We start from the raw sequence: 19,400 nt of genomic DNA, 5'->3' as shown, positions 1-19,400 counted from the left end.
ACCCTGAGAGCATGACCCCGTCCGTCGACCCTTCCCCTGCGACCCCGCCCGACCGCCTCGGTGCCGATATGCTGGCCATGGGTCGCCGGGCCCGCGCCGCTGCCCGGGCCCTGTCGCTTGCCGGAGCGGAGACCCGCACGCGCGCCATCCGGGGCATGGCGGAGGCGCTGCGGTCGCAGGCCGGTCAGGTGCTGGCCGCCAATGCCGCCGACCTGGATGACGCACGGGCCGCCGGCATGGCGACGGCCCTGATGGACCGGCTGGCGCTGGACGCGAACCGGCTGGACGGAGTCATCGCCGCCCTGGCGTCGATCGCCGCCATCCCCGATCCGGTCGGGGTCGAAACCGCCCGCTGGACACCGCAGAACGGCCTCGACATCGCCCGCATCCGCACCCCGATCGGGGTTCTGGCCATCATCTATGAGAGCCGGCCCAACGTCACCGCCGACGCCGCCGCCCTTGCGGTGCGCGCGGGTAATGCCGTGATCCTGCGCGGTGGGTCGGAATGCCTGCGCTCCAACCTCGCCATCCATGCCGCCCTCGTCGCGGGGCTGGAACAGGCCGGCCTGTCGTCCGACACGGTGCAGATCGTCACCACGCGCGACCGCGCGGCCGTCGGTCATATCCTGACGGGTCTGGACGGATCGATCGACCTGTTGATCCCGCGCGGCGGACGCTCGCTGGTCGAACGGGTCAAGGCCGAGGCCAGGGTCGCGGTGCTGGGTCACCTGGAGGGAGTCAACCACGTCTATGTCCATGCCAGCGCCGACCCCGACATGGCCCGGGCGATTGTGCTGAACGCCAAGATGCGGCGCGTTTCGGTCTGCGGCGCTGCCGAGACCCTGCTGGTGGACCGCGCCATCGCCGCCGGCCTTTTGCCGGCCATCGCCGACGACCTGACGGCCGCGGGCTGCGCCCTGCGCGGCGACCCCGCGACCTGCGCCCTGGTTCCGCAGGCCAGCCCGGCCGGGGCGGCGGACTGGAGCACGGAATATCTCGAACCCATTCTCTCCGTTCGGGTGGTCGATGACCTGAACGGCGCGATCGACCACATCGCGCACTACAGCTCCGGCCATACCGAGGCGATCGTGGCGTCCGACAAGGGCGCGATCGAACGTTTCCTGGCCGAGGTCGACGCCGGGATCGTGATGGCCAACGCCTCGACCCAGTTCGCCGACGGCGGCGAGTTCGGGTTCGGCGGCGAGATCGGCATCTCCACCGACCGCCTGCACGCCCGCGGGCCGGTCGGGGCCGAACAATTGACCAGCTTCAAATACGTCATCCGGGGCAAAGGCCAGGTCCGGCCGTAAAGCGTCGCGGCGCGGCACTGTGGTCTGGCCAGACCCGGTGCACCGGCCCTCGCGCCGACTTCACCGGCTGATCACAGGCGACACGGCCTGTTCCGGCGTGTTAGCTCCCTTGTGAGCATAAGTCCCCGCGAGTCCCGCCGCCTTGTCCTTCTTCCATGCCGGTCCCGCGCCGAAAGCCCAAGGGCCTCGCCCCGGAGCCCTGCGTGACGGTCTGGACCTGCAGCCCGGCATGGCGGTCGGTCTGTTCGGGGGATCGTTCAATCCGGCCCATGACGGCCACGCCCATGTCGCCGAGACCGCCATGCGGCGGCTGGGGCTGGACCGTGTGGTCTGGCTGGTGTCGCCCCAGAACCCCCTGAAGGACGCCCGCGACAGTGCGCCGCTGGCCGAACGCATGGCCTCGGCGCGGGCGGCGGCGAAACTGGCGGCCGACGGTCGCGCCATGATCGTCTCCGACTTCGAGACCCGGGCCGGCACGCAGTGGACCGTCGACACCCTCCGGACCCTGACCGCCCGCCATCCCGGTGTGCGCTTCGTCTGGCTGATGGGGTCGGACAATCTGGCGAGCTTCCACAGATGGCGGGGCTGGACCGACATCATGCGGATGATGCCCATGGCGGTCATCGCCCGGCCGGGCAGCCAGCTGGACAGCCGCACCGCACCCGCCGCCGCCCGCTTTGCCCCGGCGCGGATCCCGGCGGCCCGTGCGCGCCTGCTGCCCGACCTCGAAGCTCCCGCCTGGACCTATCTCACCGCGCCGCTGAATCCGCGGTCCTCGACCGCGCTGCGGGCCGCGCGTGACGCCGCTGCGCATTTGTGATAGGCTTCCGCTTTAGTAATCTCTCCGGAGCCTTCCGCTGACCCCCTCGCCCGCGCACGACGCGCAAGACGCCGTTTCCAATACGGCGCACGAGATGGACGAATTCGAACCCATCCGCTCCGAAGACGGGTCACCGATCGATGGGCCGCAGGCGCCGCTTCCCGTCGGCTCCACCGATCTGGAACAGGTCATCCTCTCGCGTCTCGACGACGACAAGGCCCAGGACATCGTCCTGATCGACCTGAAGGGTAAAAGCCCGATGGCCGACACCATGATCATCGCCTCCGGGCGGTCGCACCGTCACGTCGGAGCCCTGGCCGACCATCTTCAGCGTGCGATGAAGGAACAGGGCCTGGGCAAGGTCAAGGTTTCGGGCCTGCCGCATTGCGACTGGGTTCTGCTGGATGCGGGGGACGTCATCGTCCACCTGTTCCGTCCCGAGGTGCGCGCCTTCTACAACATCGAAAAGATCTGGTCGGTCGAGAGCGGTCACCGCGTCGACGCCCGCGCCTGATTTCCTGATCACCGGATGAAACTGGCCGTCATCGCCATCGGCAAGCCGGGGCGAGGGCCCGAGGCTGTGCTGGCGGCCGACTATGCCGAGCGCGCGACCCTGGCCGGTCGGGTCCTGGGGCTGGGCCCGCTCGAGCTGATCGACCTCGAGCCGCGCAAGGCCGGCAAGGCCCCCGAGGCCGAACTGATCCTCAAGGCCGCCGAGGGCGCGCACCTGATAGCCTGTGACGAGCGGGGCAAGACCTTCTCCAGCCGGGCGTTCGCCGACCATATCGCCCTGCTCCGCGACCGGGGCGAGCGGCGGCTGGTGTTCGCGATCGGCGGTGCCGACGGACTGGACGAAAACGTTCGCGCCGTCGCCGGATCGACCCTCGCCTTCGGTCCCCAGACCTGGCCGCACGCGCTGGCGCGCGCGATGCTGGCGGAACAGCTGTATCGCGCCGTGACCATTCTGGCCGGATCGCCCTATCATCGCGACTGATGCGCCCGCTGGTCCTGATCCTGTGTCTGAGCCTGACCGCCCTGCCGGTCGGAGCCACGCCGAGCCCGGACGTGGCGCGGCTTCAGGCCGAGTTCCGCGACGAACAGGCCCGCGCCCGCCGCCTGCGCGCCGAGGCGGTCGAGGCCGCGACCGAACTGGCCGGGCTGGAGCGGTCACTCGGCCAGCTGCGCACCGCGGTCGGCGAGGATGACCGGCTGATCCTGGGCCAGCGCGCCCGGCTGCGCGAACTGGGCTCACGCGAGGCCGCTCTGGTGACACAGCTGTCTCAGGCGCGGCGCCGTCAGGGCCGGCTGTTGTCGGCGCTGCAGATGATGAGCCGCCGCCCGCCGCCGCCCTTGCTGGTGCCCGCCGACAAGGCGGTCGACACCGTCCGGGCCTCCATCCTGATCCGCGCCATGGCCCCCACCCTGCAGGCCCGCGCCCAGGGGCTCGCGGACCGGCAGGCCGAGGTGAACCGGGTGCGGCGCATCGCCGCCCTGAACAGCGAACAACTGTTCACCACCGAAAGCGCCCGTGGTGACCGGCGCGCCCGTATCGAGGCCCTGACCGCCCGCAAGACTGCGCTTCAGGCCGTGCTGCGGGCCGAGGCCCAGGGCGCGGAACGCGCCGCGCGGACCCTTGAGGCCCGGCTGCGCTCGCTGGGTGCCGCCGTGCCGGTCGCTGACACCGAGGTGGCCCAGCCCGCCGCCGCCCGTCTGCCCGCCGGCCGCACCAGCCTGACCCCACCTGTCGCTGGTGCCCCGTCGCAGCGGTTCGGACGGGGCTCTACGGGCTGGCGCTGGCGCGCTGACCGGGCCGAGGCACGGGCCCCCGCCGGCGGCCGGGTCGCCTTCGCCGGCCCCCTCAGCGGCTGGGGCCAGGTGGTCATCCTCGACCTGGGACCCGGTTGGCGCGCTGTGGTTTCGGGTCTGGACGAGACGACCGTCAGAACCGGGGACCGGGTCGCCGACGGCCAGGGTCTGGGCCGCTCGGGCTCCGACGGCGAAATCGCCTTCGAGCTGCGCCGTGACGAACGGCCGATCGATCCGGCACCTTGGTTGCGGTAAGGGCTGGTGGCGGGTGAATGTCGTGGGTGCGCTGCGGCGACCTGACACCGAAGCCGCCAATCACCCCTTCCGCGAAACCGCTTCCCAAGCGGTCATGACGCTGATTTTATCCGCCGACCGCCGATCGGCCACGATTTCGTCGCCGATCGGTCCGTATCTGCATCTGACGCCGCGCTCGCGGTGGACGGACGCCCGTTGAAAAGAGACCCGATGCGTAAACTGCTTCTGATTGGCGCCGCTGTGGTGACCATGGTCGGCGTGGGAGCCGCCACCGCGGTCGGCCAGACGCCGCGCAACGAAGCCTTCCGCATGCTGGGGCTGTTCGGCGACGTGCTGGGCATCGTCGAACAGGCCTATGTCGTGCCGGTCGACGACAAGAAGCTGATCGAGGCGGCGCTGCAGGGCATGATGACGGCCCTCGACCCCCACTCCAACTATCTGCCGCCCGACGGTTACGGCGACCTGCAGGAGCGCACCTCGGGTGCCTATTCCGGCGTCGGCCTGACCATCCAGTCCGAGGCCGGGCTGGTGAAGGTCATCTCGCCCATGGACGGCGGACCGGCCGCCCGCGCGGGCGTCAACGCCGGCGACGTCATCTCTTCCATCGACGGCCAGAACGCCTCGGGCCTGACGGTCAGCCAGGTGTCCGAAAAGCTGCGCGGCGCGGTCGGCACCTCGGTCAAGGTCACCTTCCTGCGCGACGGCGAGGAGCCGAGAGAGGTCGTCCTGACCCGCGAGGTCATCAAGATCGAATCCGTCACCGGGCGGGTCGAGGGCGATTTCGGCTATCTGCGCGTCTCGACCTTCAACGAGAACACCGGCCGCGAACTCAGCGAGACCATCGCCAGGCTCAAGACCGAGAACCCCGGCATCAAGGGCTATGTGCTGGACCTGCGCAACAACGGTGGCGGTCTGCTGGACGCGGCCATCTCCGTGTCTGACGCCTTCCTCGAGCGCGGCGAGATCGTCAGCCAGCGCGGTCGCAAGGCCGACCAGATCCAGCGTTACGCCGCCCGTCCGGGCGACCAGACCGGCGGCCTGCCGCTGGTGGTGCTGATCAACTATGGATCAGCCTCGGCGTCGGAGATCGTCGCCGGCGCGCTGAAGGACCATCAGCGGGCCACGCTGGTCGGCCTGACCAGCTTCGGCAAGGGTTCGGTCCAGACCGTCATCCCGCTGCGCGGCGGTGCCGACGGGGCGCTGTCGATCACCACGGCGCGCTACTACACGCCGTCGGGGGCCTCGATCCAGAAGATCGGCATCGAGCCGGATCTCGAGGTGTCGCGCTCGGCGGCCGAGGCCAAGATCGTCTCGCGCTCCAACTTCATCTATTCCGAGGCGGCCTATGCCACGGCACTGGACGCCTCCATCGGGGCGGAACGCAAGGGCCCGCACATCCCGCGCGAAGCCCCGGGGGCCGCCTGGCCCGAGGACAAGGATTACCAGCTGGAACGCGCCTTCGACGTCTTGCGCGCCGGCGGCAATCTCGCCCAGCTGGCCGCCGCGCCTGAAGGCATCGTGGTGTCCGAACCTGGTGCGACCCTGGCCGCGGTCGAGCCGGATCCCGCCCCGGAGAACTAGCTCTGACGGGCGTCCTTGCGGGCGTCACGTCAGGCTTTGTTAACCGACGCCCGGCACTGTGGTCCTTGAAGGAGTCCGTCTCGCGGACCCCGTATCAAGCGTCCAGTTCTGACCATGTTCGCCAAACGCCAATCCGTCCTGGCCGCCACCGCCGGAGCGCCCCCGGTGCGCCGCTCGATGCGTGAGCAGTTCGCACCCGTGGGCCGCTTCCTCAGCAAGCCACCGGTCGCCGTCGCCGGGGCCGGCCTGCTGCTGCTGGGAGCTGCGGCCCTGTTCATCACCGTGCTGGGCGATCCCCGCGCCGGAGCCCCTTCGGCCCGCGCGGCGCTGAAGCGCGAAGCCCCCGTCGCCGCCCCGGTCCCGACCGGTCTGGAAGCCTTTTCCATGGGGCCCAATGGGTCCTGGCAGGATCTGGCGGCGGACGGTGCCGCGGGCCTCGACCCCGCCCTCGCCGGCGAGGCCGTCATCACCTTGCCGAACGGGGCCACCGTGTCGGGCAACGGCGCACCCGTGACCGCGCCGCGCGTGGCCGCCTCGCCCCTGCCCGCCGCGCCCATCGCCGGCCTCAGCCAGCCCGGACCGAACGGGGCCCTGCCGACCATCGCCAGCGACGGCCGGGTCCCGGCCCAGGCCTATGCCCGCCCGTTCCGTTCGAATGGCCGACCCCGCGTCGCCCTGATCGTCGGCGGCCTCGGCCTCAACGCCGTCACCACCCGGGCCGCCATTGAACGCCTGCCCGCCGAGGTCACGCTCAGCTTCGTGCCCTATGCCGAGGGTCTGCAGACCTGGATCGACATGGCCCGCGCCCAGGGTCACGAGGTGATGCTGGAAATGCCGATGGAACCCACCGGCTATCCCGACAACGACCCGGGCCCCTACACCCTGCTGGCCTCGGGCCAGCCGGCCGACATCACCGCCAAGATGAACTGGCTGCTCGGCCGGGCCACCGGCTATTTCGGCGTCACCAATTATATGGGCGACCGGTTCGCCAGCTCGGACCCGGGCATGAACGCCTTCCTCGGCATCCTGCGCCAGCGCGGCGTGGCCTTCCTCGACGACGGCTCGATGACCCGCCGGCCGGGGGCCTGGGCCCGCGCCAGCGCCAATCGCATCATCGACGAGCAGCAGACCCCCGCCGCCATCGTGGGCCAGCTGAACGCGCTCGAAGCCCTGGCCAAGGGCAATGGACAGGCCCTGGGCACCGGCTTCAGCTACCCGGTCACGGTCGAGGCCGTGGCTCGCTGGACCGCCGATCTCGACGCTCGCGGCCTGCAGCTGGCCCCGGCCTCGGCGATGACGCAGCGGCCGGGAAGATAGGTCGTAGGGAGTAGGAATTAGCCAGTAGGGACGCGATCAGGCGACCTGCTACAAGCCAGTCCTCCCCTTTCTAACTCCTACGCCCCAAGCCCTCCCCATGACCGACCTCTCCCGCTATCGCCCCAACGTCGGCGTCGTCCTGTTCCATCCGGACGGCCGCGTCTGGTACGGGCGCCGCGCCGGGACCGAAGGTCCCCACAATTGGCAGTTTCCGCAGGGCGGCGTCGACGACGGCGAGGACCTCGAGACGGCCGCCCGCCGCGAACTGACCGAGGAGACCGGGGTGACCTCGGCCGAACTGATCGCCCGCACCGAGGAATGGATCGCCTACGATTTCCCCGTCGACTACGGCGGGTCGAAACAGGCGCGCGGCTGGGCCGGCCAGAAGCAGCAGTGGTTCGCCTTCCGCTTCACCGGCGCGGAGTCCGAGATCGACCTGGAGGCCCATGGGGAGATCGAGTTCGACGCCTGGCGCTGGGGCCCGCTCAGTGACGCGCCCGACCTGATCGTACCGTTCAAACGGACATCCTACGAACAGGTCGTGGCCGTGTTCGCGCCGCTGGTGGGCTAGGCGGCGGCGCAGCCCTGCGGCTTGAGCACCCGTTTCGTCGAGGCCGGATATTTCGCCATCAGATGCGCGGGCCGGATCGGCCGGGCGCTGAACCCGCCACCGCAGTTGGGGCAGGTGCCCTTCAGCACGCCATCCACGCAGGCGGCGCAGAAGGTGCATTCAAAGGTGCAGATGCGGGCCTCGGCGCTGTCGAACGACAGGTCGCGGTCGCAGCACTCGCAGTTGGGACGGAGTTCGAGCATGCCGCGAATCCAACCCCGCTAGTGCGCAGGGGCCAGACGCATCAGCACGATCCCGCCGACGATCAGCAGCGCCGCCAGCACCCGCATCAGGCTGAGATGTTCCTGCAGGACGACCACGCCGACGATGAACGCCCCGACCGCGCCGATGCCGGTCCAGACCATATAGGCCGAGCCCATGGGCAGCGACTTCATCGCCAAGGCCAGCAGGCCGAAGCTGGCCCCCATGAAGGCCAAGGTCGCCACGCTGGGCCACAGACGGGTGAACCCGTCCGACTGTTTCATGAAATAGGCCCACACGATCTCGAGCAGGCCGGCGATGATCAGATAAGTCCAGGCCATGGAAACGGCCCTCCGTGCAAAGGGCCGGGCCGTCCCGGACTTTGCCCGCGATCCAGGATCGCCGGGGCGAGGACGTGGCCTCGTCTGCAGGGGCTATCTAGGACCTCCGGCCGGAGGGTCAAGCCTTGGCGGCGCGCAGGGTCACGATCACGATCTCAGGGGGAGCCCGGAACCGCACCGGCAAGATCGATACGCCGACGCCCCCCGTGACGAACAGCTTGCGCCCGCCCTCGTCGTACAGGCCGCAAGCCCATCGCTCCGACATCGCGGACGCATGCACCAGTCGGCCCAGAAGCGGCAGGTTCACCTGTCCGCAGTGGGTATAGCCGGCCAAGGTGAGCGCGACCCGCTCGGGCACATCCACGAACGGGTCCGGCCAATGGGTGAGGACGATGATCGGGGCAGCATCAGTGACGTCACGCAAGGTCCCGGACACCGTTGGCGGCTGGCGCGGCGAATGCAGATCCGCCAGCCCGGCTACCCAGAAGGCGCTGCCCGGACGGGCGATGCGTTCCGCGCGATTGTCCAGAACCCGGACACCGGCCCGGGTCAGGGCCGCGCTGATGGCTGCGTCGTCGTACCAGGAATCGTGGTTGCCGAGCACACCGTGTACGCCCAGCGGCGCGGAAAGGCCGCGGAAGGCCTCGACCCCACGAAGGATTTTCGATTGCTCCGGACGGGCCCTCAGGGCCGCCGGCTCATGGCCGCCGGCGTAGTCGCCCAGCAACACGACGACATCGGGCCGCTCGGCGTTCATGCGCACGACGAGCCGCTCGATGCGGGCCACATCCGTGTGGGGCGCGGCGACATGGGTGTCGGAAATGACGCCGATCCGGAGGGGCGGACCCCGCCATTGGGTGCTCTCCACCGTCACATGCCGGACCGTCAGCGTGGCCGGCTCGATCAGGAAGGCCCAGACGCCGAGACCCCATGCGATCGCGAAAGCCGCGCCCAGAGTCCCGGCAAGAAAAATCCGGCGGCTGCGCAGCAACCGCCGGATCAGAACGATGCAGACGATGGGTCCGAAGACCGCGCCGATCCAGGCCATGACCAGAACAACGCCCGGTCCGGCCATGATCAGATCAGCCCGCCGCCACTTCCGAGGCCTGTTCGGCCAGGATGGTCAGGCCGGCGGGGGTCACATCGGCGAAGCCGCCGTGGACCTCGAACTGGCGGCGCGAACCGCCGTCGATGACCGTGACCACGCCTTCGCGCAGGGCGGTCATGAAGGGGGCGTGGTCGGCGAGGACGCCGAAATCGCCCTCGATGCCCGGCGCGTCGACCTGATCGACGAGGCCGTTGAAGACCTCGCGCTCAGGCGACACCAGCGAAAAGCTGAGCTTGCCGGCCATGGATCAGGCCGCCTCGGCGGCGAGCTTCTGGGCCTTCTCGACGGCTTCCTCGATGGCACCGACCATGTAGAAGGCGGCTTCCGGAAGGTGGTCGTATTCGCCGGCGACAATGCCCTTGAACGAGCGGATCGTGTCTTCCAGCGAGACGAATTTGCCCGGCGAGTTGGTGAACTGCTCGGCCACGAAGAAGGGCTGCGACAGGAAGCGGCTGATCTTGCGGGCGCGCGAGACGATCAGCTTGTCCTCTTCCGACAGCTCATCCATGCCCAGGATGGCGATGATGTCCTTCAGGGCCTTGTACTGCTGCAGGACTTCCTGGACCGAACGGGCGACGCGGTAGTGTTCCTCGCCGATGACCAGCGGGTCCATGATCCGGCTGGTCGAGTCCAGCGGGTCCACGGCCGGGAAGATGGCCTGGGCGGCGATGTCGCGGTTCAGAACCGTGGTCGCGTCCAGGTGGGCGAAGGAGGCGGCGGGGGCCGGGTCGGTCAGGTCGTCGGCGGGGACGTAGATGGCCTGGACCGAGGTGATCGAGCCCTTCTTGGTCGAGGTGATCCGCTCCTGCAGGTTGCCCATCTCGGTGGCCAGGGTCGGCTGATAGCCCACGGCCGAGGGGATGCGGCCCAGCAGCGCCGACACTTCCGAGCCGGCCTGGGTGAAGCGGAAGATGTTGTCGACGAACAGCAGGACGTCCTTGCCCTCTTCGTCGCGGAAATATTCGGCCTGGGCCAGGCCGGTCAGGGCGACGCGGGCGCGGGCACCGGGAGGCTCGTTCATCTGGCCGTAGACGAGGGCGCATTTCGAGCCCTCGGTCGAGCCGCCGTTCTTGGCCGGGTCCACGTTCACGTTGGACTCGATCATCTCGTGATACAGGTCGTTGCCCTCGCGGGTGCGCTCACCCACGCCGGCCAGCACCGAATAACCGCCGTAGGCCTTGGCGATGTTGTTGATCAGTTCCTGCATGGTCACGGTCTTGCCCACGCCGGCGCCGCCGAACAGGCCGACCTTGCCGCCCTTGGTATAGGGGCACATCAGGTCGATGACCTTGATGCCCGTGACGAGGATTTCCGACGACGTCGACTGCTCCTCGAAGCTCGGGGCCTCGCGGTGGATCGGGCGGTACATGGTGGTCTTGATCGGGCCCTGTTCGTCGATCGGCGCGCCGACGACGTTCATGATGCGGCCGAGGGTGCCGGGACCGACCGGAGCCAGGATCGAGGTGCCGGTGTCGATCACGGCCTGGCCGCGCGTCAGGCCTTCCGAGGTGTCCATGGCGATGGTGCGGACCATGTTCTCGCCGAGGTGCTGGGCGACTTCCAGAACCAGGGTGAAGGGCAGGCCGGTCTTCTGGTCGACGTTCTGCGTCTCCAGGGCGTTCAGGATCGCCGGCAGCTGGCCGGTGAACTCGACGTCCACAACGGCGCCGATGACCTGGGCGATCCGGCCCACGCCGGTGCCGGCAGTGACGACCGTGTTTCCGGTCGCGGCGGCGGCGGCCCCCGAAACGGTCTTGGGAGCCTTGGGAGCGGCCGGCTTCTTGGCGGCGGCGGGTTTCTTGGCGGTGGTGTCGGTCATCGGTTCATTCCGTTCGGAAGGTCTTGTCTGGGCAGGAATCGGATCAGAGGGCTTCGGCGCCGGCGATGATCTCGATCAGTTCGGTGGTGATCTGGGCCTGGCGTCTGCGGTTGTAGCTGAGCGTCAGGGCGTTGATCAGGTCGCCCGCGTTGCGGGTGGCATTGTCCATGGCGCCCATCTGGGCCCCGAAGAAGCTGGCCTGGTTCTCGTACAGGGCGGCCAGGATCTGGGTGGTGATGTTGCGCGGCAGCAGGGTCTCGAGGATTTCCTCTTCCGAGGGCTCGTACTCATAGGTCGCGCCGTTCAGGTCGATCGGGGGGGCATCCCCGTCGACGACCGCCGGGATCAGCTGTTTCGGCGTCGGCACCTGGGCGATGACCGACTGGAACCGGCTGTAGAACAGGGTCACGACGTCGGCGTGGCCGGCCTCGAACTCCTCGGCGACCAGGGCCGCGATCGGCTCGGCGGCGGGCAGACCCACGACCTTGTGGTCGCTCATCTCGAAGGTCTTCACCAGCTTGTCGCCGTACAGGCGCGACAGGCCGTCGCGGGACTTGCGGCCCACGGCGATGATGCGGACGTCCTTGCCGGCGGCGATCAGGCTGTTGATCCGCTCGCGCGCGGCCCGGATGACGTTGGTGTTGAACCCGCCCGCCAGGCCCTTGTCGCCGGTGGCGACGACGACGAGGTGTTTCTGGTCCTTGCCCGTGCCGGCCAGCAACTTCGGCGCGCCGTCACCCGACACACCGGCCGCCAGATTGGCGATCACCGCTGCCATCTTGCGGGCATAGGGACGCGCGCTTTCGGCCTGGTCCTGGGCGCGCTTCAGCTTGGCCGCGGCGACCATGTTCAGGGCTTTCGTGATCTTCTGCGTGGACTTCACGCTTCCGATCCGATTGCGCATTTCCTTGAGGCTGGCCATCCGGGGCTACTCTCTCGCTATCCGGCCGGGGCTCAGGCGAACGTCTTGACGAAGGCTTCCAGCACCGACTTCAGCTCGGCTTCGAGCTCGGCGGTGAGGTCCTTCTTGGCGCGGATGCCGTCCAGCAGGCCGGCGTTCGACGACTTGATGCGGGCCAGCAGTTCGCTCTCGAAACGGCCGATGTCGCCCACAGCGATGCCGTCCAGATAGCCGCGCGTACCGGCGTAGACCGAGACGACCTGTTCTTCCATGGTCAGCGGGCTGTACTGCGGCTGCTTCAGCAGCTCGGTCAGACGGGCCCCGCGGGCCAGCAGCTTCTGGGTCGAGGCATCGAGGTCCGAGCCGAATTTGGCGAAGGCGGCCATCTCGCGATACTGGGCCAGTTCGCCCTTGATCGAGCCGGCGACCTTCTTCATCGCCTTGGTCTGGGCCGACGAGCCCACGCGCGACACCGAGATGCCGACGTTCACGGCGGGGCGGATGCCTTGGTAGAACAGGTCGGACTCGAGGAAGATCTGGCCGTCGGTGATCGAGATCACATTGGTCGGGATGTAGGCCGAGACGTCGTTGGCCTGGGTCTCGATCAGCGGCAGGGCGGTCATCGAGCCCGAGCCGTAGTCGGCGTTCAGCTTGGCCGAACGCTCCAGCAGGCGGCTGTGCAGATAGAAGACGTCGCCCGGATAGGCTTCGCGGCCCGGCGGGCGGCGCAGCAGCAGGGACATCTGGCGGTACGCCACGGCCTGTTTCGACAGATCGTCATAGACGATCAGGGCGTGCATGCCGTTGTCGCGGAAGAACTCGCCCATGGCCGTGCCCGAGAACGGGGCCAGGAACTGCAGCGGGGCCGGCTCCGACGCCGTGGCGGCGACGACGATGGTGTAGTCCAGGGCACCACGCTCCTCGAGCGTCTTGACGATCTGGGCGACGGTCGAGCGCTTCTGGCCGATGGCGACGTAGATGCAGTACAGCTTCTCGCCTTCGCTGGTCGCGGCGGCGTTGGTGCTCTTCTGGTTCAGGATGGTGTCGATGGCGACGGCGGTCTTGCCGACCTGACGGTCACCGATGATCAGTTCGCGCTGGCCGCGGCCGATCGGGATCAGCGTGTCGATGGCCTTCAGGCCGGTCTGCATCGGCTCATGCACCGATTTGCGCGGGATGATGCCGGGAGCCTTCACGTCGACGCGGCGGCGCTCGGTGAACTGGATCGGGCCCTTGCCGTCGATCGGCTCGCCCAGCGGGTTGACGACGCGGCCCAGCAGACCCTTGCCGACCGGAACGTCCACGATCTCGCCCAGACGGCGGACCTCGTCGCCCTCGGCGATCTGGTTGTCCTGGCCGAAGATCACGGCACCGACGTTGTCGCGCTCGAGGTTCAGGGCCATGCCCTTCACGCCGGCCTTGGGGAATTCGATCATCTCGCCGGCCTGGACATTGTCCAGACCGTGGATGCGGGCGATGCCGTCGCCGACCGAAAGCACCTGGCCGACGTCGGACACGTCGGCTTCAACGCCGAAGGAGGCGATCTGCGACTTGAGGATGGCCGAGATTTCGGCGGCGCGGATGTCCATGACAGGCTCTCTGTTATCGTCTTGTCAGCGCAGGGGTCAGGCCCGCTGCATTCTTGTTGGTCAGCGCGCTTACGCGCGCTTCAGGGCGAACTTCATCTGGTCGAGCTTGGTCTTCAGCGAGGCGTCGAAAAGCTTCGAGCCGACCTTGACCTTGAGGCCGCCCAAAATCGACGGATCGACGCGGGCGGTCATTTCCGGATCCTTGCCCAGCGAGGTGCGGAGCGCGGTCTGGATGGAATTCATCTGGGCGGGGGTCAGGGCCTGGGCCGAAACCACCTCGGCGGCGACGACCCCGGTCTTCCTCGCATACAGCAGGTCGAAACCAGCGATGACGGCGGGCAGGTCGCGTGAGCGGCCGTTCTGGCCCAGCAGGCCGAGGAAATTGCGGGTCACGCCGTTGAACTTCGCCTTGTCGGCGATGGCGACCAGACCCTTCTGCTGGTCCTCGGAGGCGATGACCGGAGAACTGGCGAGGCGGCGCAGGTCCGCGCTCTCGTTCCACGCGGCGCGCAGCGAGGCCAGGTCGGCGCGCACGGCGTCGAGGACGCCTGTCTCGTCAGCGAGGTCAAAGAGCGCCTGTGCGTAGCGCTCGCCGACTTCCGTCGTCCTGTAATCGTCAGCCACTTATAAGGTCCGCGCGGGTTAGCGTTCGGGTTTGCGACCGGCGGCGGAGTGCGCACCGATCAAAGGCCTGAAATGCTTGAAGAAAGCACTTGGGGAGCGCGTCTTGCAACGCACCCTCCGGCTCAGCCGGGCGCCTGATAGCATCGTAACCCCCTGACCGCAACCGACGCGGCGGGTCGCGGCCCGTCTGATTGCCGCACCCGATCAGTGGGCGGCGTGCTTGCCGCGCGGTATGAGATGCAGGAGCGCAACGATGATCCCGCCGGTCACGAGGCCGACGACCGCCGAGGCGGAAGCCGTCGCCAGCCATTGGGTGACGGGGCCGATGAGGGCAACCTGCCCGGCGGCGTGTCCCAGGCGTTCGATCAGGCCGGGCAAGAGATCGAGATGGTACTCGTGCAGGCCGTGGACCAGAATCCCGCCGCCGACCCACAGCATGGCCCCGGTGCCGATCGTCGCCAGCCCTGACAACACCATCGGCATGGCGTGGACCAGGCCCCGTCCTACCGAACGGGCTGACGCCGATCGGCGCTCGGCGAGGTGCAGGCCGATGTCGTCCATCTTCACGATCAGTGCCACGGCCCCATAGACGGCCCCGGTAATCAGCAGCCCGACCAAGGCCAGGGCCGCCGCCTGGGTCGCCAGCGGGCGTTCGGCCAGATCGGCCAGGGCGATGGCGGTGATCTCGGCCGAAAGGATCAGGTCGGTGCGGATCGCCGACCCCACCATCTTCTTTTCCTGCGCGGCGGACGACAGGGCCAGCTCGTCCGTCGGTGTCTCGCCCCCGCCATGACCCGCCAGCTTCTCCCATATCTTCTCCGACGCCTCGAAACACAGATAGGCGCCGCCGATCATCAGCAGCGGCGTCAGCGCCCAGGGCGCAAAGGCGCTGATCAGCAGGGCCCCCGGCAGGAGGATCAGGAATTTGTTCTTCAGCGACCCGATCGCGATCTTGCCGATGATCGGCAGCTCGCGCTGGGGCGAGAAGCCCATAGCGTAACCCGGTGTCACGGCGGCGTCGTCGACCACCACGCCGGCGGCCTTGACGCTGGCGCGGCCGGCGGCGGCGGAGACGTCGTCGACCGAGGCCGCCGCCATTTTGGCGATCGCGGCGACGTCGTCGAGAAGGGCGGCAAGACCTGAGGGCACGCTTCACCTGACAAAAGGAAATGTAACTTACCCTTGGCTAGGCGAGGCGGGGCGCCGGGTCCAGTGGGCGGCTCCAGCGCGGCGCACTGACGCGCCTGCGGCGGCGAAAAATTCTGGCGCGGCGTCCCGGGCTGGCATATCCCAGGGCCCATGACCGAAATCACAGCACTCCTGTCCGATCCCGCCGCCTGGGCCGCGCTGGTCACCCTCATCGTGATGGAGGTGGTGCTGGGGATCGACAACCTGATCTTCATCTCGATCCTGTCGAACAAGCTGCCGCCGGAACATCGCCAGAGGGTCCGCCGTATCGGCATTTCCCTTGCCCTGATCATGCGTCTGGCCCTGTTGTCGATGATCGCCTGGATCGTCAGCCTGACGGCACCGGTCTTCACGGTCATGGACAATGCCTTCTCGTGGAAGGACATGATCCTGATCGCGGGCGGCCTGTTCCTGTTGTGGAAGGCGACCAAGGAAATCCACCACAGCGTCGATCACTCCAGGAGCGACGACATGCTGGAGAAGGATAAGACCGACATGGTCATCTCCAACGTCGGCTCGGCCATTTTTCAGATCATTCTGCTGGATCTGGTCTTCTCGATCGATTCCATCCTGACCGCGGTCGGCATGACCGATCACCTGCCGATCATGGTCGTGGCCGTGCTGGTCGCCGTCACCGTCATGCTGCTGGCCGCCGATCCGCTGGCGAACTTCATCAACGACAATCCGACCGTGGTCATGCTGGCCCTCGGCTTCCTGCTGATGATCGGCATGGTGCTGATCGCCGAGGGCTTCGGCGCCCATGTGCCCAAGGGCTATATCTACGCCGCCATGGCCTTCTCGGCCGGGGTCGAGGTGCTCAACATGTGGAGCCGCAAGGCCTCGGAGAAGAAACAGGCGGTCCTGGCGGCTCGTCAGGCCGCGCTGAACAAGGCGGAAACCGCAGAGCCCGGCGTCTGACCATGCGGGTCGCGGCGCTCCTGTTCGTCCTGTTGCTGACGCCTCTGCCGGCGCTGGCGCAGACGACGGTGCCGGCCGCGACGGAGACGGTGCCTCAGCCCACGCCGGTGCCGGTCTATGGCTTTGAGGTGGTCCACACCTATCCGCACGATCCGGCCGCCTTCACCCAGGGGCTGGTGTTCCGCGACGGCGTGCTGCTGGAAAGCACCGGCCGCTCGCCGTCGACGATCCGCAAGGTCCGGCTGGAGGACGGGGTGGTGCTGCAACGCCGCCAGCTGGGCCCGGCCTATTTCGGCGAGGGGCTGACGGTCTTCGGCGATCGGATGCTGACCCTGACCTGGAAGGACGGAAAAGGTTTCATCTGGAACCCCGAAACCCTTCTGCCCGAGGGCGAGTTCGCCTACTCGGGCGAGGGCTGGGGCCTGACGCATGACGCCACCCGGCTGATTCTGTCAGACGGCACGCCCTCCCTGCGCTTCCTCGATCCGGTAACCCTGACCGAGACCGGGCACGTGCCCGTGACCCTTCAGGGCCGGCCGCTGGGGCAGATCAATGAACTGGAATGGATCGACGGCGAGGTCTTCGCCAACATCTGGCAGACCGACTTCATCGTCCGCATCGATCCGGCCACGGGTCGGATCACCGGCGTCATCGACCTGTCGACCCTGATGCCGGACCGGTCGGAGCTCGACCCGACCGACGCGGTCCTGAACGGCATCGCCTGGGACCCCGTGGGACGGCGCCTGTTCGTCACGGGCAAGAACTGGCCGAAACTGTTCGAGATCCGCCTGACCGGGCCGCTGCCGGGCGTTGTGGTCAACAGCCAGCCGGGCGGTTGACCGGCTACAGGAAGCTGTAGGGATCCACGTCAACGCTCAGCCGCACGGACGCCGGCACCTTCACCCGCGCCAGCCACGCCCGCAGGAACCCCTGCAGGTCGACGTCGCGATCCGCCCGGACCAGCAACCGTTTGCGCCTGCGCCCCCGTACCAGCGCCAGCGGTGCATCGGCGGGGCCATAGACCTCCAGCCGTTCGGCGTTGGGGATGTTCCCCGCCAGATCGCGCGCGACCTTCTCCACCGCTGCGGCATTCTCGCTGGACAGGATGATCGCCGCCAGACGGCCGTGCGGCGGCAGGGAGGCGGCCTCGCGCTCGGCCAGCTCGGCCTCGACGAAGGCGTCACGATCGCCCGCCGCGAGCGCCATCAGCACCGGATGGTCGGGCGTCCAGGTCTGCAGGATGGCCCGCCCCGGCTTGTCCGCCCGGCCTGCACGGCCTGTCGCCTGCGTCAGCAGCTGGAAGGTCCGCTCGGCCGCGCGCAGGTCACCGCCGCGCAGGCCGAGGTCGGCGTCCACCACCCCCACCAGCGTCAGATGCGGGAAATTGTGCCCCTTGGCCGCGGCCTGGGTCGCCACCAGAATATCGATCTCGCCCGCAACCATCCGCTGGATCAGGGCCCGGGCGGATTTCGCATCGGGGGCCGTGTCACTGCTGAACACCGCCGTCCGCGCCTGCGGGAACAGCTGGCGCACCTCTTCCTCGACGCGTTCCACCCCGGGCCCGACCGAGACCAGGGACTCCTCGGCTCCGCAGGCCGGGCACTGTTTCGGCCGGATCATTGAGAACCCGGTCAGATGGCAGATCAGCCGCCCGGTGTAGCGGTGCTCGACCAGCCAGCTGTCGGTGTCGGGCGCGGTCAGCCGATGGCCACAGACCCGGCACAGCACCACCGGCGCATAGCCCCGCCGGTTCAGGAACAGCAGGGTCTGCTCGCCGCGGGCAAAGGTCTCGCCGATGGCCTCGCGCAAGGGCTGCGACAGCCACGTCTGGGGATCGGGCGGATTCTGGCGCAGGTCCAGCAACGAGATGTCCGGCAGTACCGCCGCGCCGTGCCGTGCCGCCAGCTTCAGCCAGCCATAACGGCCCTGATGGGCATTCCACAGCGTCTCCAGCGAGGGCGTGGCCGAGGCCAGCACCACCGTCGCCCCCTCGATCCGCGCCCGCGCCACGGCCAGGTCGCGGCCGTGATAGACCAGCCCCTCTTCCTGTTTGAACGAGCCGTCGTGCTCCTCGTCGACCACCACCAGCCGCAGGTTGGCATAGGGCAGGAACAGGGCCGACCGGGCACCGACCACGATATTGCAGCGCCCGGCGATGACCGCCTCCCAGACCTGACGCCGGCGCGGCGGGGCGACGCCCGAATGCCATTCCGCCGGGGCCGCGCCGAACCGGTCGGTGATACGGGCGATCAGGGCCTGGGTCAGGGCGATTTCGGGCAGAAGGATCAGGATCTGCGCCGTCGGATCGGTCTTCAGCGTCCGTGCCGCCGCCTCCAGATAGGCCTCCGTCTTGCCCGATCCGGTGACCCCGTCGAGCAGGAAGGGCGCGAAGCCGCCTTTCGCCGTCGCCTCGGCCATCTCATGCGCCGCCGCCGCCTGATCGGGGTTGAGCGTTGCCGGGGCATGGTCGGAATCCGGCGCGTCAAAGGCCGCGACCGCCTCGATCTCGATGATCTCCAGCACGCCCTCGTCGACCAGCCCCTTGACCACGCCCGAGGACACATTCGCCGCCCGCGCCAGATCCGGCCCCGGCATCGAACGCTGGCCCAGTGTCTCCAGAACCGCCGTGCGGGCGGCCGTCGGCCGGGCGGGAGTCCGGTCGCCGACCCGCCGCACCCGCCGCTCGGGTCGGGGCCGGGGCGCGCGCAGGCCCTTCAGGGCCGTGGCCGCCATCTCGCCGGGCGGGCTCAAGGTCCAGCGCGCGGCCCATTCGACGAAATCCATCGTGCGTTCGGGCAGGCGCGGATCGTCCAGCACATGGTCGATCGCCTTCAGTCGCCGGTTCGAGCCCGTCGTCTCGCGCGCCTCGGACACGATGCCCCGTATCAGTCGGGGCCCCAGCGGCACGGCGACCTGATCGCCGCGCGCGACGTCCAGCCCCTCGGGCACCTCATAGTCGAAGGCCTCCGGCACCGGCAGGGGAATGAGGACGCTGGCGACTTTCACCGCGAG

General features: G+C 68.8%; 20 protein-coding genes. 10 read left to right on the top strand and 10 right to left on the bottom strand.

The features are described from left to right. The first annotated feature begins 11 nt into the window (after positions 1–11). The 8 genes from ACP7AS_RS11345 to ACP7AS_RS11310 all read left to right on the top strand — a co-directional run bounded on the left by ACP7AS_RS11345 (position 12) and on the right by ACP7AS_RS11310 (position 7,660). Positions 12–1,310 (top strand): glutamate-5-semialdehyde dehydrogenase, encoded by a 1,299-nt coding sequence (locus ACP7AS_RS11345; RefSeq protein WP_426028977.1) that lies wholly within the window; start codon positions 12–14, stop codon positions 1,308–1,310. A gap of 142 nt (positions 1,311–1,452) precedes the next feature. Further along, complete coding sequence (locus ACP7AS_RS11340; RefSeq protein ID WP_426028976.1) at positions 1,453–2,130, top strand: nicotinate-nucleotide adenylyltransferase; 678 nt, start codon at positions 1,453–1,455, stop codon at positions 2,128–2,130. A gap of 94 nt (positions 2,131–2,224) precedes the next feature. Further along, positions 2,225–2,644 carry a ribosome silencing factor gene (rsfS, locus tag ACP7AS_RS11335; protein ID WP_426028975.1) on the top strand — a complete coding sequence of 140 codons (420 nt, stop codon included), beginning with the start codon at positions 2,225–2,227 and terminating at the stop codon, positions 2,642–2,644. Between the two features lie 15 nt (positions 2,645–2,659). Beyond that, positions 2,660–3,124: a 23S rRNA (pseudouridine(1915)-N(3))-methyltransferase RlmH gene (gene rlmH, locus ACP7AS_RS11330; RefSeq protein ID WP_426028974.1), complete on the top strand. Its 465-nt coding sequence runs from the start codon at positions 2,660–2,662 to the stop codon at positions 3,122–3,124. Continuing rightward, on the top strand, positions 3,124–4,191 hold the full coding sequence (locus ACP7AS_RS11325; protein ID WP_426028973.1) for a murein hydrolase activator EnvC family protein: 1,068 nt from the start codon (positions 3,124–3,126) through the stop codon (positions 4,189–4,191). Before rlmH ends, ACP7AS_RS11325 begins: the two co-directional genes overlap by 1 nt. 210 nt (positions 4,192–4,401) lie before the next feature. Continuing rightward, complete coding sequence (locus ACP7AS_RS11320; RefSeq protein WP_426028972.1) at positions 4,402–5,772, top strand: S41 family peptidase; 1,371 nt, start codon at positions 4,402–4,404, stop codon at positions 5,770–5,772. Between the two features lie 114 nt (positions 5,773–5,886). Then, the gene (locus ACP7AS_RS11315; RefSeq protein ID WP_426028971.1) at positions 5,887–7,089 is read left to right on the top strand and encodes a divergent polysaccharide deacetylase family protein; all 1,203 of its coding nucleotides are present in this window, start codon (positions 5,887–5,889) and stop codon (positions 7,087–7,089) included. A 97-nt stretch (positions 7,090–7,186) separates the two neighbouring features. Further along, positions 7,187–7,660: an RNA pyrophosphohydrolase gene (locus tag ACP7AS_RS11310; RefSeq protein WP_426028970.1), complete on the top strand. Its 474-nt coding sequence runs from the start codon at positions 7,187–7,189 to the stop codon at positions 7,658–7,660. On the opposite strand, the gene ACP7AS_RS11305 is transcribed toward ACP7AS_RS11310, so the two are convergent. From ACP7AS_RS11305 to ACP7AS_RS11265, 9 genes are all read right to left on the bottom strand, one after another. After that, the gene (locus ACP7AS_RS11305) at positions 7,657–7,902 is read right to left on the bottom strand and encodes a DUF1272 domain-containing protein (RefSeq protein WP_426028969.1); all 246 of its coding nucleotides are present in this window, start codon (positions 7,900–7,902) and stop codon (positions 7,657–7,659) included. The genes ACP7AS_RS11310 and ACP7AS_RS11305 overlap by 4 nt on opposite strands. An 18-nt stretch (positions 7,903–7,920) precedes the next feature. Continuing rightward, the gene (locus ACP7AS_RS11300) at positions 7,921–8,241 is read right to left on the bottom strand and encodes a DMT family transporter (RefSeq protein ID WP_426028968.1); all 321 of its coding nucleotides are present in this window, start codon (positions 8,239–8,241) and stop codon (positions 7,921–7,923) included. A 118-nt stretch (positions 8,242–8,359) separates the two neighbouring features. Continuing rightward, the gene (locus ACP7AS_RS11295; RefSeq protein ID WP_426028967.1) at positions 8,360–9,316 is read right to left on the bottom strand and encodes a metallophosphoesterase; all 957 of its coding nucleotides are present in this window, start codon (positions 9,314–9,316) and stop codon (positions 8,360–8,362) included. A 7-nt stretch (positions 9,317–9,323) separates the two neighbouring features. Continuing rightward, complete coding sequence (locus tag ACP7AS_RS11290) at positions 9,324–9,593, bottom strand: ATP synthase F1 subunit epsilon (protein ID WP_426028966.1); 270 nt, start codon at positions 9,591–9,593, stop codon at positions 9,324–9,326. 3 nt (positions 9,594–9,596) lie between these two features. Beyond that, positions 9,597–11,168: a F0F1 ATP synthase subunit beta gene (gene atpD / locus ACP7AS_RS11285; protein ID WP_426028965.1), complete on the bottom strand. Its 1,572-nt coding sequence runs from the start codon at positions 11,166–11,168 to the stop codon at positions 9,597–9,599. Between the two features lie 43 nt (positions 11,169–11,211). After that, positions 11,212–12,090: a F0F1 ATP synthase subunit gamma gene (locus ACP7AS_RS11280; RefSeq protein WP_426028964.1), complete on the bottom strand. Its 879-nt coding sequence runs from the start codon at positions 12,088–12,090 to the stop codon at positions 11,212–11,214. Positions 12,091–12,122: 32 nt separating this feature from the next. Continuing rightward, complete coding sequence (gene atpA, locus ACP7AS_RS11275; protein ID WP_426028963.1) at positions 12,123–13,658, bottom strand: F0F1 ATP synthase subunit alpha; 1,536 nt, start codon at positions 13,656–13,658, stop codon at positions 12,123–12,125. A gap of 69 nt (positions 13,659–13,727) precedes the next feature. Beyond that, positions 13,728–14,282 (bottom strand): F0F1 ATP synthase subunit delta, encoded by a 555-nt coding sequence (locus tag ACP7AS_RS11270; RefSeq protein ID WP_426028962.1) that lies wholly within the window; start codon positions 14,280–14,282, stop codon positions 13,728–13,730. 204 nt (positions 14,283–14,486) lie between these two features. Further along, positions 14,487–15,431: a DUF808 domain-containing protein gene (locus tag ACP7AS_RS11265; protein ID WP_426028961.1), complete on the bottom strand. Its 945-nt coding sequence runs from the start codon at positions 15,429–15,431 to the stop codon at positions 14,487–14,489. 150 nt (positions 15,432–15,581) lie between these two features. On the opposite strand from ACP7AS_RS11265, the gene ACP7AS_RS11260 reads away from it, so the two are divergent. Together ACP7AS_RS11260 and ACP7AS_RS11255 are read left to right on the top strand one after the other, a co-directional pair. Then, entirely contained in the window at positions 15,582–16,388 is an 807-nt protein-coding gene (locus ACP7AS_RS11260; protein WP_426028960.1) for a TerC family protein, read from the top strand. Positions 16,389–16,390: 2 nt separating this feature from the next. Further along, complete coding sequence (locus ACP7AS_RS11255) at positions 16,391–17,227, top strand: glutaminyl-peptide cyclotransferase (RefSeq protein ID WP_426028959.1); 837 nt, start codon at positions 16,391–16,393, stop codon at positions 17,225–17,227. 4 nt (positions 17,228–17,231) lie between these two features. Here ACP7AS_RS11255 and ACP7AS_RS11250 read toward each other — a convergent pair whose 3' ends face one another. Next, entirely contained in the window at positions 17,232–19,394 is a 2,163-nt protein-coding gene (locus ACP7AS_RS11250) for a primosomal protein N' (RefSeq protein ID WP_426028958.1), read from the bottom strand. Between the last annotated feature and the right edge of the window lie 6 nt (positions 19,395–19,400).

The sequence above is a fragment of the Brevundimonas sp. TWP2-3-4b2 genome (assembly GCF_049897345.1).
In the GTDB taxonomy this organism is placed as follows: Bacteria; Pseudomonadota; Alphaproteobacteria; order Caulobacterales; family Caulobacteraceae; genus Brevundimonas.
The sequence above is the reverse complement of the archived record's forward strand: the minus strand, read 5'-3'. Positions and strand labels throughout refer to the sequence as shown.